The sequence below is a fragment of the Castellaniella sp. genome (assembly GCF_034007085.1).
Lineage (GTDB): Bacteria > Pseudomonadota > Gammaproteobacteria > Burkholderiales > Burkholderiaceae_B > Castellaniella.
Genome location: NZ_JAVERO010000056.1, coordinates 1 through 13,360 on the forward strand (window position 1 = coordinate 1; position 13,360 = coordinate 13,360).

At 66.0% G+C, this 13,360-nt stretch carries 15 protein-coding genes; 6 read left to right on the plus strand and 9 right to left on the minus strand.

The window, feature by feature from the left end; all coding sequences use genetic code 11:
• The 5 genes from RBR29_RS06745 to coxB all read right to left on the minus strand — a co-directional run.
• Positions 1 to 675 (minus strand): cytochrome c oxidase subunit 3 (locus RBR29_RS06745; protein ID WP_320348199.1); only part of this gene is annotated, 675 nt, incomplete at its 3' end.
• A gap of 28 nt (positions 676 to 703) precedes the next feature.
• Positions 704 to 898, minus strand: coding sequence for a DUF2970 domain-containing protein (locus tag RBR29_RS06750; RefSeq protein ID WP_320348200.1), 195 nt, complete (start codon positions 896 to 898; stop codon positions 704 to 706).
• Positions 895 to 1,011 (minus strand): cytochrome oxidase small assembly protein, encoded by a 117-nt coding sequence (locus RBR29_RS06755; RefSeq protein ID WP_320348201.1) that lies wholly within the window; start codon positions 1,009 to 1,011, stop codon positions 895 to 897. Before RBR29_RS06755 ends, RBR29_RS06750 begins: the two co-directional genes overlap by 4 nt.
• 10 nt (positions 1,012 to 1,021) lie before the next feature.
• Complete coding sequence (ctaD, locus tag RBR29_RS06760) at positions 1,022 to 2,632, minus strand: cytochrome c oxidase subunit I (protein ID WP_320348202.1); 1,611 nt, start codon at positions 2,630 to 2,632, stop codon at positions 1,022 to 1,024.
• An 85-nt stretch (positions 2,633 to 2,717) separates the two neighbouring features.
• Positions 2,718 to 3,878: a cytochrome c oxidase subunit II gene (coxB, locus tag RBR29_RS06765; protein ID WP_320348203.1), complete on the minus strand. Its 1,161-nt coding sequence runs from the start codon at positions 3,876 to 3,878 to the stop codon at positions 2,718 to 2,720.
• A 552-nt stretch (positions 3,879 to 4,430) separates the two neighbouring features.
• On the opposite strand from coxB, the gene RBR29_RS06770 reads away from it, so the two are divergent.
• From RBR29_RS06770 to RBR29_RS06785, 4 genes are all read left to right on the plus strand, one after another.
• Positions 4,431 to 5,312, plus strand: a complete 882-nt coding sequence (locus tag RBR29_RS06770; RefSeq protein ID WP_320348204.1) for an NUDIX domain-containing protein — start codon at positions 4,431 to 4,433, stop codon at positions 5,310 to 5,312.
• A gap of 51 nt (positions 5,313 to 5,363) precedes the next feature.
• Positions 5,364 to 5,969 carry a PhaM family polyhydroxyalkanoate granule multifunctional regulatory protein gene (locus tag RBR29_RS06775; protein ID WP_320348205.1) on the plus strand — a complete coding sequence of 202 codons (606 nt, stop codon included), beginning with the start codon at positions 5,364 to 5,366 and terminating at the stop codon, positions 5,967 to 5,969.
• Between the two features lie 64 nt (positions 5,970 to 6,033).
• Positions 6,034 to 7,401 (plus strand): bifunctional UDP-N-acetylglucosamine diphosphorylase/glucosamine-1-phosphate N-acetyltransferase GlmU, encoded by a 1,368-nt coding sequence (glmU, locus tag RBR29_RS06780; RefSeq protein WP_320348206.1) that lies wholly within the window; start codon positions 6,034 to 6,036, stop codon positions 7,399 to 7,401.
• A 32-nt stretch (positions 7,402 to 7,433) separates the two neighbouring features.
• Positions 7,434 to 8,489, plus strand: coding sequence for a glycosyltransferase family 4 protein (locus tag RBR29_RS06785; RefSeq protein WP_320348207.1), 1,056 nt, complete (start codon positions 7,434 to 7,436; stop codon positions 8,487 to 8,489).
• Between the two features lie 3 nt (positions 8,490 to 8,492).
• Here the strand turns inward: RBR29_RS06785 and RBR29_RS06790 are convergent, their stop codons facing one another.
• Positions 8,493 to 9,014, minus strand: coding sequence for a gamma carbonic anhydrase family protein (locus tag RBR29_RS06790; RefSeq protein WP_320348208.1), 522 nt, complete (start codon positions 9,012 to 9,014; stop codon positions 8,493 to 8,495).
• A 98-nt stretch (positions 9,015 to 9,112) separates the two neighbouring features.
• On the opposite strand from RBR29_RS06790, the gene waaC reads away from it, so the two are divergent.
• Both waaC and RBR29_RS06800 read left to right on the plus strand, forming a co-directional pair.
• Positions 9,113 to 10,081: a lipopolysaccharide heptosyltransferase I gene (gene waaC / locus RBR29_RS06795; RefSeq protein WP_320348209.1), complete on the plus strand. Its 969-nt coding sequence runs from the start codon at positions 9,113 to 9,115 to the stop codon at positions 10,079 to 10,081.
• Entirely contained in the window at positions 10,081 to 11,427 is a 1,347-nt protein-coding gene (locus RBR29_RS06800; protein WP_320348210.1) for a 3-deoxy-D-manno-octulosonic acid transferase, read from the plus strand. The genes waaC and RBR29_RS06800 overlap by 1 nt, the downstream gene beginning before the upstream one ends.
• A gap of 29 nt (positions 11,428 to 11,456) precedes the next feature.
• Here RBR29_RS06800 and galU read toward each other — a convergent pair whose 3' ends face one another.
• The 3 genes from galU to RBR29_RS06815 form a co-directional block, all read right to left on the minus strand.
• Positions 11,457 to 12,299 carry a UTP--glucose-1-phosphate uridylyltransferase GalU gene (galU, locus tag RBR29_RS06805; protein ID WP_320348211.1) on the minus strand — a complete coding sequence of 281 codons (843 nt, stop codon included), beginning with the start codon at positions 12,297 to 12,299 and terminating at the stop codon, positions 11,457 to 11,459.
• Complete coding sequence (locus tag RBR29_RS06810) at positions 12,296 to 12,472, minus strand: hypothetical protein (protein ID WP_320348212.1); 177 nt, start codon at positions 12,470 to 12,472, stop codon at positions 12,296 to 12,298. The genes galU and RBR29_RS06810 overlap by 4 nt, the downstream gene beginning before the upstream one ends.
• 49 nt (positions 12,473 to 12,521) lie before the next feature.
• A partial coding sequence (locus tag RBR29_RS06815) for a type III pantothenate kinase (protein WP_320348213.1) occupies positions 12,522 to 13,360 on the minus strand: 839 nt, incomplete at its 5' end.

The following is a 13,360-nucleotide window of genomic DNA, read 5'->3' on the forward strand; positions in this document are numbered from 1 at the left end:
GGAGGCGCCCGACGTGAAGCGCAGGTTCAGTTCGGTATAGGCGTGATGGTATTCATAGGCCTGGCAGGCGACGAAGGTGAAGCCCAGGATCACCGTCAGGCCCAGCCAGAAAATCGCCTTGGATCGGTGCGCCGCGCGCAGGGCGTGGTGGGCGATGGTCAAGGTGACGCCAGAGGACAGCAGCAGCGCGGTATTGATGGTGGGCAGCCAGAACGGTCCGACGGTCTGGAAGGGGGCAACCGTGCCTGCGGGGCCCAGGTTCGGCCAGGTGCCGTTGAAACCCGGCCACAGCAGGGTCTGGGTGTCCAGGCTGCTCAGCCAGGGCGTCGAGACCTCGCGGGTGTACCACAGTGAACCGAAGAATGCCGAAAAGAACATGACTTCGGAAAAAATGAACCAGATCATGCTCCAGCGGTAGGAATGATCGATGCGCTGGCTGTTCATGCCGTCTTCGGATTCGCGGATGGCGTCGCCGAACCAGCCGTAGAGCACGATGAACAGGCACAGGATGCCGGCCAGGAAGAGCCAGGATCCGATCGCGTAGCTGTTGATCCACAGGGCCGCACCCACCAAGGTGGCCAGCAGGCTCAGGCTGGCTCGGATCGGGTGGACCGAATTCGGCGGGACGTAATAGTAGGGTGCTTCGCCGGCATGGGTCATCGGGGCGGTCGTCATCGTGTCTCTCCTCTGGGTCTTCTGTCTTCTAGGCCGTCGCCAGGCGCACGGCCAGTATCAGCAGCAATACGAACACGGCCCCGCTGATCAGGCCCGCCACGATCAGATGGGCCGGCCGCAAGTGCGACAGGTCTTCATCGTGGCCGGATCGTTTGCGCAGGCCCAGGAATGCCCAGGCGACCGTGCGCATCGAACGCAGGAAGGTGTTGCGTGGTTTGGTCATGATCCGACTCCGTACAGGTTTGCGCGCACGAAGGTCCATACCAGGATGGCGAAGGCACACAGGGCCAGGATCCATCCCAGGCGACGATTGCGGCGGCGTTGTTCGGGCGTCATGTCACGCATCTCAGTGGCTGGCCTCGTACTGGGGCGGCGTCACGAACGTATGGTAGGGGGCGGGCGAAGGCACCGTCCATTCCAGTCCTTCGGCGCCTTCCCAGGGATTGGCGGGCGCCGGGGCTCCGTGGCCGCGGAATGCCTTGATCACGATGTAGGCGAACAGCAGCTGCGACAGGCCGAACCAGAATGCGCCAATGGTGGCGATCTGGTGGAAATCGGTGAACTGCGCGGCGTAGTCCGCGTAGCGGCGCGGCATGCCGGCCAGGCCGAGGAAATGCATCGGGAAGAAGGTGATGTTGAACGAGATCATCGTCATCCAGAAATGCCATTTGCCCAGGCGTTCGTCGTACATGTGGCCGCACCATTTCGGCAGCCAGTAGTAGGTGGCGCCAAACAGGGCGAACAGCGAACCGGCCACCAGCACGTAATGGAAGTGCGCCACCACGTAATAGGTGTCCTGGACCTGGATGTCGATCGGCGCGACCGCCAGCACCAGGCCGGTGAAGCCGCCGATGGTGAACACGAAGATGAAACCGATGGCAAACAGCATCGGCGTCTCGAAGGTCATGGATCCCCGCCACATGGTGGCCGTCCAGTTGAAGACCTTGACCCCCGTGGGGATGGAGATCAGCATCGTGCCGTACATGAAGAAAAGCTGGGCGGTGACCGGCATGCCCGTGGTGAACATGTGGTGCGCCCACACCAGAAACGACAGGATTGCGATGGCGCAGATGGCGTACACCATCGACGCGTAGCCGAACAGCCGCTTGCGCGCGAACGTCGGCACGATCTGCGACACCATCCCGAAGGCCGGCAGGATCATGATGTAGACCTCGGGGTGGCCGAAGAACCAGAACACGTGCTGGTACAGCACGGGGTCACCGCCGCCGGCGGCATTGAAGAAGTGGGTGCCGAAATGGCGGTCGGTCAGCAGCATGGTGACGGCGGCGGCCAGCACGGGCATCACGGCCAGCAGCAGATAGGCCGTGACCAGCCAGGACCAGCAGAACAGCGGCATCTTCATCAGTGTCATGCCGGGCGCGCGCATGTTCAGGATGGTGACGATGATATTGATCGCGCCCATGATGGATGATGCGCCCAGGATGTGCACGGCGAAGATCGCGAAATCCATGCCCGGCCCCATCTGCAGCGACAGCGGCGCGTACATGGTCCAGCCCGAGGCATTGGCCCCGCCCGGCACGAAGAACGAGGCCGTCAGCAGGATCGCGCCCACGGGCAGCAGCCAGAAGCTGAAATTGTTCATCCGCGCGAAAGCCATGTCGGATGCGCCGATCTGCAGCGGGATCATCCAGTTGGCAAAGCCTACGAACGCAGGCATGATCGCGCCGAAGATCATGATCAGCCCGTGCATGGTCGTGAACTGGTTGAAGAGCTCAGGCTGGAAGAACTGGATGCCGGGTTCGAACAGTTCCGTGCGCAGCAGCAGGGCGAGCGTGCCGCCTTCCATCAGCATGCAGAACGAGAAGATCAGGTACATCGTGCCGATGTCCTTGTGGTTCGTGGCGAACACCCAGCGTCGCCAGCCGCGCGGGACGTGGTGGGCGTGTTCGTCATGCCCGGCGTGGGGCGGGATGTGGTCGACTGTGACGCTGCTCATTGAATGTCTCCTTCCTGGGGCGCGCCCCTGTCAATGCGGCGCGAGGAAATATCGTGTGAATTCGCCGTGTGGGTTGCAGTCCGGGTCAGCGCAGGGCCTTGACGTCCGAGGGCTGGACGACGGGGTCGGGGCCCTTGCCGACATTGTCCCAGGCGTTGCGCGTGTAGGTGATGACCGAAGCGATCTGGGTGTCGCTGAGCTGGTCGCGGAATGCCGCCATCGCAGTGCCCGGGTGGCCGTTCAGCACCGTTTCGATCTGGCCTTGCATCGGCGCCAGCACGAATTTGGTATCCCCGTTCAGCGCCGGGAACGTGCCCGGGATGCCCTGGCCGTTGGCCTGGTGGCAGGCCACACAGTTGGTGGCGAAGACTTGCCTGCCCTTGGCGAGCAATTCGTCCTTGGACCAGGTCTTGTTCGGGTCCTCGGTGGCGGCCAGCATGGCGGCCTTCTGGTCTGCGGCCCATTTGGCGTAGTCTTCCTGGGACTTCACTTCGACCACGATGGGCATGTAGGCGTGGTTCTTGCCGCAGAGTTCGGCGCATTGGCCGCGGTAGGTGCCGGGCTTGTCGGCGCGGAACCAGGTGTCGCGCAGGAATCCGGGGATGGCATCCTGCTTGACGCCGAGTTCGGGCACCATCCAGGCGTGGATCACATCGGCGGCCGTCAGCACGACGCGGACTTTCTGATTGACCGGCACCACCATGGGCTGATCGACTTCCATCAGATAGGTGTTGCTGACGGGTGCCTTGCCGTCGATCTGATCCTGCGGCGTGGCCAGGTTCGATAGAAAGTGCACGCCAGTGGCTGGGCCGTCGAGGTATTCATAACCCCACTTCCACTGGTAGCCGGTGGCCTTGATGGTCAGGTCGGCGCTGGTGGTGTCCTTCATGGCGACCACGGTACGGGTGGCCGGGATGGCCATGCCGATGATGATGAGGAAAGGGATCACCGTCCAGGTAAGCTCCAGGCCCAGGTGTTCTTCGAACTTGGCGGCCTTGTAGCCCCTGTCCTTGCGGTGGCGGACGATGGAATACAGCATGACGCCGAACACACCGATGAAGATCAGCGTACAGATGATCAGCATCATCCAGTGCAGGGAATAGATGTCCCGCGCGATGGGTGTGACGCCGGTGTGAAGATTGAGCTGATTGACTCCCGGCCCTCCCGGCATGTCTTGAACCCGCGCCTGGGCGACTGTCATCCAAGACAGCGCGATCATGCCCAACGTCCCTCTGACCATCTTCATGTTGTCCCTTTGGTTGGCGTTTATTTTTCTCAGATCCGGTTGATCTTCATCAATGAAGAGCGGGAGAGCAACCGGGTTTCGCACACATGGCAGGGCTTCCAGGCCTTAAAATGAACTGCGGGTGCTGCGGCCAGGGAATCCTATAAGCCTGAAATGATTATAGCCACTGGCTTGGGCTTGTACAGGCGGGGTCCCGCCGTATCCAGCGGCTTTTCCGGGTTTACACCAATCTCCACCTCGCCGCTTGCAAGCGGCTCGGATTCGATCGGCACGTGACGTCGGTTGGCACAGCTCTCCACCTCGCCGCTTGCAAGCGGCTCGGATTCGATCGGCGGTGTGACGTCGGTTGGCACAGCTCTCCACCTCGCCGCTTGCAAGCGGCTCGGATTCGATCGGCGGTGTGTCGTCGGTTGGTACAGCTCTCCACCTCGCCGCTTGCAAGCGGCTCGGATTCGATCGGCGGTGTGACGTCGGTTGGCACAGCTCTCCACCTCGCCGCTTGCAAGCGGCTCGGATTCGATCGGCACGTGACAGTCCGCAGGGGACTGTCACGTGTCCGATCTCATCCACTACAATGCGCGGATGGGTTTTTCCTCTGCGGCTTTTGCCTTGAACGATTTGCAGGCGCGCAATGCGCGCCTGGTTCGTCGTGCCCAGCAGTTGCCGCCCGTGGGCGCTCGTCCAGCCACGGTCGGTGGTCGGGTCGGCGGTTGGATCGGGCCGGTCGCGCTGGCGGCGGTCGCCGGGTTGCCGGGGGTCCATGTCGAGCCCGAGGCCGTGCATTTCACTGCAGCGCCTGCCGCGCGGCTGACCCTGGATGCCGTACTGCGTGGGGTGGCGCTGGCCTTGCGGGATGCGGGCTGCATCCGCGCCTGGCGCGACGAATTGCTGGATGTGATGGCCGAAGGCCGGCAGTTGGGCCGCATCGAACGAGGTGCCGTGCGGCCTCTGGGGCTGCTCACGCAGGCCGTGCACCTGAACGGCTGGTCGCCTGACGGGCGGTTGTGGGTGGCGCGCCGCGCCTTGAACAAATCCACCGATCCGGGGCTGTGGGATACCCTGGCTGGCGGGTTGGTGGCCGCCGGTGAAGACCCGGAATCCGCGCTGCTGCGCGAAACATTCGAAGAGGCCGGCTTGCCGGCCGTGGCGTTGGCCGCCCACGGCCCGTTGCGGACGGTGCTGCGCATGCACCGCCGCCTGGAAGACGGCTACCAGGTCGAAAACGTGCTGCTCAGCGATTGCGTGCTGGATGCGGGCGCCGTGCCCAGGAACCTGGACGGTGAGGTCATCGAGTTCCGCTGCCTGGCGATGGCGGAACTGTGGGATATGATCACCCGTGGCGCCTTCACGCTCGAGGCCGAACTGGCCATTCTGGATTCGTTGCGGCATCGCCTGCTGGCTGTGTCCTGCGCAGCACCCAGTGCGCGGGCGTGAACGGGCTCTGATTCAATCATTCCGGCATGGCGCCGGCGGAGGCAATCCATCATGGCACAAGATTCCCCCAACCCTTTCGTGCTCCCTGGGTTCGGCCAGCAGGGCGAAGCCGCGCGCAATCCTTTGTTCGCCGGCCTGGACATGATGCGGCAGGCCTGGCAGAACATGGCGGGGGCCGGTGGCCTGGACGCCGCGCAACTGACACCGATGTCGCTGGAAGACCTTGACCGGCGCATTCGTGAATTGCAGACGGTGCAGAACTGGCTGCAACTGAACGCCACGATGCTGGCCAACACCATCCAGGGCCTGGAGATCCAGCGCAGCACCTTGAGCACCCTGAAATCCTTTGCCGGTGGCGCCTTCCCGGGTGCGGCGGCAGATCCCGCCAGCGAGACGGATACGGTCGGCGCCGATTATGCCCGTGCAGCGGGCGACTGGTGGAACCTGGTGCAGCAGCAGTTCGAACAACTGGCATCTGCGACGGCGGCCGGCCTGCAAGGGGTCGCTGAATCTGCCGAGCAGGCCTCGGCCGCTGCTGTCGGGCGCGCTGCGGCTCGCAAGCAAGCGACGGCAACGGCGCGCAAGACACCAGCCAAGAAAACTGCGGCCAAAAAGACCGCAGCCAAGAAAACCGCCCGGCGCACCCGCACCGCCTAGGCCGGGGTTGGCTCGATCACTCAACAAGACCAGGTCCTTTGATTCCAACACCACGCGTCTTTTCATGCTGAACATCATCATTCTGGCCGCCGGCCTGGGCAAACGCATGCAGTCGGATTTGCCCAAAGTCCTGCACCCGATCGCCGGCAAACCCATGCTGGCCCATGTCCTGGATTCGGCGCGTGCCCTGTCGCCCGACCGGATCGTGGTTGTGACCGGCCACGGGGCCGACCGTGTCCAGGCGGCTTTTGCCGGGCAGGATCTGTGCTTTGCCCTGCAGCAGCCTCAACTGGGGACAGGCCATGCCGTGATGCAGGCCCTGCCGCAGTTGCTGGAAGACGGTACGGATGATGTCAGCCTGGTGCTGTATGGTGATGTGCCGCTGGTGCGCGCGGATACCTTGCGGGCGTTGCTGCAGGCCCGCGGCAAGGGGCTGGCACTGCTGACCGAAACGCTGGCCGACCCCACGGGCTATGGGCGCATTGTGCGTGACGGCCAGGGCCGCATCTGCCGCATCGTCGAGCACAAGGATGCCAGCGCCGCAGAACGGGCCCTGAACGAGGTCAACACCGGCATCCTGGCCGCGCCTACGGCGGCGCTGCGGGATTGGCTGGGTCGGATCGACAATCGCAACGCCCAGGGCGAATACTATCTGACCGACATCGTGGGTCTGGCCGTCGCCGACGGCGTGCCCGTGTCGCACGCCCAGCCCACCGCCAGCTGGGAAACCCTGGGGGTCAACAGCCGTGTCCAGCAGGCTCAGCTCGAACGCATCTGGCAGGGCGAGCAGGCGCGCGTACTGCTTGAACAGGGTGTCACCCTGGCCGATCCGGCGCGCTTCGATCTGCGGGGTTCACTGGTGTGCGGACGGGATGTCTTCATCGATGTGGGCTGCGTGTTCGAGGGCCAGGTGCACTTGGCCGACGGTGTGCGCATCGGGCCGCACTGCGTGATCCGTGATGCGCGCATCGACGCGGGCAGCGTGGTGGATGCCTATACCCATGTCGAAGGCGCCCAGGTGGGCGAAGCCGCCCGGATCGGGCCCTATGCCCGTCTGCGGCCGGGGGCGGACATCGGCCCGCAGGCCCATGTGGGCAATTTCGTCGAACTGAAAAAGACCCGCCTGGGCCGGGGCTCCAAGGCCAATCACCTGGCATATCTGGGCGATGCAGAGATCGGCGAGCGCGTCAACGTCGGCGCGGGCACCATCACCTGCAACTACGATGGCGTCAACAAGTTCCAGACCGTGATCGAAGACGATGCGTTCATTGGATCCGATACGCAGCTGATCGCGCCCGTGCGCGTCGGCAAGGGCGCCACGCTGGGGGCCGGCACGACCCTGACCAAGGACGCGCCCGCCGGCGAACTGACCCTGTCGCGGGTGCGACAACAGTCCGTGCCGGGTTGGAAACGGCCGACACGCAAGGCCTAGCGGCCTGGCAGGCCCGGCACCCGGACGGCTTCATGCGCATCCTGCACCTGAACCTGGAAAAAGGTTGGCGGGGAGGCGAACGGCAGACCCTGCTGACCCTGGACGGCCTGCGGGCGGGCGGCCATGAGGTCGCGCTGGCGGCGCGGGCTGGTGGTCCACTGGCCAGACGGGCGGTTGCGGCAGGCATTCCGGTGTTCGAGTGCGGGGGGACTCTGGGTCTGGTGCGCATTCTGCTGACCAAGGGCCAGCGCTTCGATGTGCTGCATGCGCAGACGGCCCAGACCATGAGCCTGTTGGCGGCGCTGCGGCCCTTGTTGCGTGCCGCTCTGGTCTTTACGCGCCGCACGGCGTTCGATGCTGCGGGCACGGAAGGCCGCCACCGCTGGAAATGGGCCAAGGCCGATGCGCTGGTGGCAATCAGCGAGGCTGCGGCGGCGGCGCCCCGGGCGTTGGGTCTGTCCGTGGTCGTCGTTCCCAGCGCGGTCCAGGCCGAGCCGACCGACTCCCGTCGCATGCATGATCTGCGGACGCGCTTCGGCCTGGATGGCCGGCGGGTGCTGGTCACGGCGGCGGCGCTCAGCCCTGAAAAGGATCCACTGACCCTGATCGGCGCAGTCGATATCCTGCGCCGCACCCATCCGGATGTGCTGTGCCTGCATTGCGGTGCCGACGGTGCCGCTGCGGATGCCGCACGCGCACGGGTGGCCGAATTGGGCCTGGCAGATCATTATCGGTTCGCGGGTTTCCTGCCGCATGTGGCCGATGCATTGGCGCTGGCCGATGTCTACGTCAGCAGTTCGCGCTTCGAAGCCCTGGGTACCAGCGTGCTGGATGCCTGCCTGGTCGGGTTGCCGATCGTGGCAACTGATGTGGGCGGGCATCGGGAAATCCTGGCACCGGATCGGGGGCTGCTGGTGCCGGCGGGCGATGCGGCGGCGCTTGCCCGTCGCATCACCTGGGTGCTGGCGCACCCGGACGCCGCGCGCGCCATGGGCGCACGGGCGCAGGCCATGGTCCAGCGGGACTATGCGGTGGCCGCCATGGTGGCGCGCTACGAGCGCCTGTATCGCGGGTTGCGGCGGGCGTAGCTTTTACAGAGGGCGCAAGGTGGTGCGGTATTGCTGCGCGCGATCCGCGTAGCTGCGGGCGCTGTTTTCCAGGTTGGCGACCTCGTCGTCGCTGAGCGTGCGCACGGCCTTGGCCGGGGCGCCCAGGATCAGGGAGCGTTCGGGGAAGACCTTGCCTTCGGTCACCAGGGCGCCGGCGCCGACCAGGCAGTGGCGGCCGATCACGGCGCCGTTCAGGACCACGGCCTGGATGCCGATCAGGGCGCCGTCCTCGACCGTACAGCCGTGCAGCATGGCCTGGTGGCCGACCGTGACGTGACGGCCGATGCGCAGTGGCTTGCCTGGGTCCACATGCAGGACTGCGCCTTCCTGGATATTGCTGTTTTCGCCAATGACGATGGGTTCGTTGTCAGCGCGGATCGTGGCGCCGGGCCAGACACTGGCGCCGGCTTGCAGCGTGACGGCGCCGATCAGGGTGGCTTCGGTCGCCACGAAGGCGGATGGATCGATGTGCGGGGTCAGGGTTCCCAGGGTGTAGCAGGTCATCGGGGGCTCCGGGCAGGCCGCGCGGCGCGGGCGGCGGGATGGTGTGCTGATCGTAGCACGCCCGTCCGGGTGCCCTGGGCCGGCCCTATAATCGCGCCATGACGACCCGCATTCTCATCGTACGCACGTCCTCGCTCGGGGATCTGGTGCATATGCTGCCCGCCATCACCGACATTGCCCGGCATGTGCCGGGTGCCGTCATCGACTGGCTGGCCGAGGAATCGTTCGCCGATATCCCATCCTGGCATCCGGCCGTGCATGAGGTCATTCCGGTCGCGCATCGGCGCTGGCGCAAGCACTGGTGGGCTGCCGAAACCCGCCGTGAACGCGCGGCCCTGCGGGCCGTCCTGGGTGCGCGCCGCTATGACATCGTCCTGGACATGCAGGCCCTGATGAAATCGATCTGGCTGGTGCGCCAGACGCACGGCGTGCGCCATGGACTGGATTGGAAGTCCGCGCGGGAACCGCTGGCTTCGCTGTTCTACGATGTGCGCCATCGGGTCGAATTCTGGCAGCCGGCCATCATTCGCCAGCGCACGCTGGCGGCGGCCACGTTTGGCTATGCGCTCGAAGGCGCGCCGGATTTCGGGTTGCAGGCCTTGACCGATGGGGTCGCGATCGAACCGGCCGCTCTGATCATGCCCTCGGCCAGTCGCGACGACAAGCTCTGGCCGGATGCAGATTGGCAGCAGGTCTTTGATGACCTGCAGGGACGCGGCCTGGCGCTGCGGCTGCTGGCCGGAAACGACGCCGAGCAGGCACGTGCGCAGGAACTGATCCGGGGGCGGGCGGATGCGATCGTGCTGCCCCGCATGGGATTGCGCCAGGTGGCGGACCAGCTTGCCCGGGCGCGGATCATGGTGGGCCTGGACAGCGGCCTGACGCACCTGAGCGCAGGGCTGGGCCGCCCTACCATCGGCATCTACAAGGCCTCGACTCCGGTGCGCACCCCGTTGCAGGGGCCGGCCTACACTGCCAGTCTCGGTGAACGTGGCCAGGCGCCTGACGCAGGCCGCGTGCGGGCCGCCATTGCCGAAGCCCTGGACGAGGCCCGCGGAGGCGCGTGATGCGCACACTGTATTCTTTGTTGCTGCGCATCTTGTCCCCCTTGCTGCTGGGTTGGATGGCGCTGCGCGCCCGCCGTGCCGGCGGCCGCTGGGCCGTGCTGGGGGCGACACGCTTCGGTCATTATGGGCGGACTGGGGATGGCCCTGGCGCCATCTGGATCCATGCCGTCAGCCTGGGCGAGACCCGGGCGGCCCATCCATTGATCCAGGCGCTGCTGGAACGCGGGCACACGGTGCTGCTGACGCACCTGACGGCCACCGGCTGGGCCGAAGGGGCACGCGTCTATGCGACAGAACGCGCCGCAGGGCGCTTGCGCCAGGACTGGCTGCCGTATGATTTTCCGGGGGCGACGCGGCGTTTCATGCGCCATTACCGGCCCGCAGTGGGTGTTCTGATCGAACGCGAGGTCTGGCCCAATCTGGTGCATGCGGCAGTGGCCGCCGATGTGCCGCTGGTGCTGGCCAGTGCCCGCATGTCGGCATCTTCATTGCGCGGCACGCTCAGGCTGGGGGCGCTGTTGCGGCCCGCCTACGGTGCTCTGGCGCGGACTTATGCCCAGTCCCTGGCAGATGCCCGGCGGCTGGAACGGGCCGGTGCGCGGCAAGTTGCCGTATCGGGCAATTTCAAGTTCGATCTGCCGCTGGACAGCGAACGGATCGCACGCGGTACCGGTTTTGCCGCCCGCTTGGGCAGGCGGATCGTGGTGATCGCCAGCACCCGCGAAGGCGAAGACGCGCTCTTTGTCGAAGCCATTCGCCAGCAGGTCGGGCAGCGGCGCGCCCGGGGCGACGATTCCGGCCCGCCCTGGCTGTTCATGCTGGTGCCGCGCCATCCAGAGCGTTTCGAGCAGGCGGCCGAGTTGCTGCGCGCCGCCGGCCTGTCCCACGTGCGGCGCAGCCGGTTGCTGGATCTGGGCGATGACAGCAGCCCGGCCGTTGAAGCCTGCCGGGACGTGGATGTGGTGCTGGGCGACACGCTCGGGGAAATGGCTTGGTACTACGCCTGCGCCCAGGTGGCCATCGTGGGGGGCAGCTTTGCCCCGCTGGGAGGACAGAATTTCATCGAGGCCAGCGCCCAGGGACGGCCGGTTCTGGTGGGGCCGCATACCGCCCATTTCGAGCAGGCGGTCGCAGACGCCCTGGCGGCGGGCGCCATTGCCCGGGCGAACGACCCGGACCAGGCCCTGCGTCAGGCCCTGCGCTGGCTGGACGATCCCGCCAGCTTGCACCGCATGGGCGAAGCGGCCCGCGATTGGGTCCGGCAGCATGCGGGTGCTGTGGCGCGTGTGGTGAACGGCATCGAGACCCTGCTGGAGCAGAGGGGGCGGCGTTTACCGAGGGTCTGATGCCAGTTGCCCGAATCCTCTGTCGGGGATCAGGCGGAAGGTTCCAGGCCGTGGTATTTCTTGCCCAGGGCGATCGTGGCCTGAAAGAAACCTTCCTTGTTGCCGCAGTCGTAGCGGGTGCCGCTGTAGCGGTGGGCCAGCACGCGGCGTTGCTTCAGTAGATCGGCAATAGCGTCCGTGAGTTGGATTTCGTGGCCGACCCCGGCCTGGGTGCGGCGCAGGTGATCGAAGATTTCGGGTTCCAGGATGTAGCGGCCCACGACGGCCTGGTTCGATGGCGCGTCCTGTGGTGCGGGTTTTTCCACGATCTGTTCGACCCGCGTGTTGCGCGAGTCGATGGCCGTGCCGGCGATGATGCCGTATTTACGGGAATCGGCCGGGTCGATGGTCTGGATGGCAAGCACGCTGCCGTCGTGCTGATGGGCCGCGTCCACCAGCTGGCGCGTGACGGATGTGTCGGCATCCAGCAGGTCATCGGCCAGCAATACGGCAAAGGGTTCGTTGCCGACGATGGGTTCGGCGCACAGCACGGCGTGGCCCAGGCCCAGGGGCTGGGCCTGGCGGGTGTAGATGCAATGGACGTGCGGCGGCAGAATCGTTTTGATTGTTTCCAGCAGGGCTTGCTTGCCCTTGGATTCCAGTTCGGCTTCGAGTTCGGGCGTGCGGTCGAAATGGTCCTCGATGGCCCGCTTGTGGCGGCCCGTGACGAAGATCAGTTCCGTGATGCCGGCGGCCAGGGCTTCTTCGACGGCGTATTGGATCAGGGGCTTGTCGATGACCGGCAGCATTTCCTTGGGCATGGCCTTGGTGGCCGGCAGGAAACGGGTGCCCAGGCCTGCGACAGGAAAGACGGCCTTGCGGATGGGTTTCATTGCTGGGAAATTTCAGGAGGCATGGGCGCGCCCAGGACCAGGGCCTGTTGGTTGCGCTGTGACAGTGGCCGGGGTGTGCGCCCCTGTTCGGCCGGCGGCGGGCCGAAGAAGCCCTGGCCGTAGGCCAGCAGCGCCAGGTTGGCGATGATGGCGAGGGTCAGCAGGAAACGCATGTTCTGGTCGGGATGGAGAAAAGAATGTCCGCCAGTATATCAGTGGGTCTCAGCGGCTTGCGTCTTGTGTCGGCCGGCCCGGCGACGCGTCCTGCGGATCGTCCGGATGCGCCAGACTGGCCAGTCCGTCCAGCACAGGGCTGTCCAGCCAACGTGGCTGTGCGGCGGTCGGGGCCGTGCGTGCCAGTGCGACCGTCAATTCTGCCTGAATACGCGGCCAGTCGCCGCCGCTGACGAACAGCAGTGGTGGCGCGCCGGGGCAGGTATCGGCAGCCAGTTGCCATTGGCGCAGCAGTGCCCCGGCCTGGGCGGCTGCGATGCCGCTGGCGATGGCGGTATCGGTGTCGGTCGGGAAAGCGTCCGGCCGGCCCTGGGCCAGGGGCAGGTTGGCGGTGCCCTGCGCCAGGCTGCGGGCCATCAGGGCGGCCCCAGGCAGGATCAGCCCGCCGATGAAGGCGGGCCGGCGTTTGCCGCTGGCCTGGGGACGCCAGGCCAGGGTATCGACCGTGGTGGCCGTGCCGAAACTGGCCAGGATGCATGGGGCGCCAGCCTGCCAGGCGGGATCATTGCGGATGTGCTGCAGCAGGCCCAGCAGGCCCAGCCAGCGGTCGGCGCCCAGCCGGTCAGGCTGACAATAGCCATTCAGCAGCAGATGGCATCCGTCGCGGCTGTCGAGCCAGCGCACGGGCAGGCCCCAGGCTGTCTGGCAGGTGTGTTCCAGGGCATCGCGCACGCCGGTGCCTGCGACGTTGGCCCCCAGGATGCGATGCGGTGCGAATCCCAGGCGTGCGGGCAGGCTGGGCAGTTCGGTGTGTTTCAGGATCAGGGGGGGCATGCTGCGCCCGGAAGCGCCTGGTGCCAGCCAGGCGATCTTGACCCGTGTGTTGC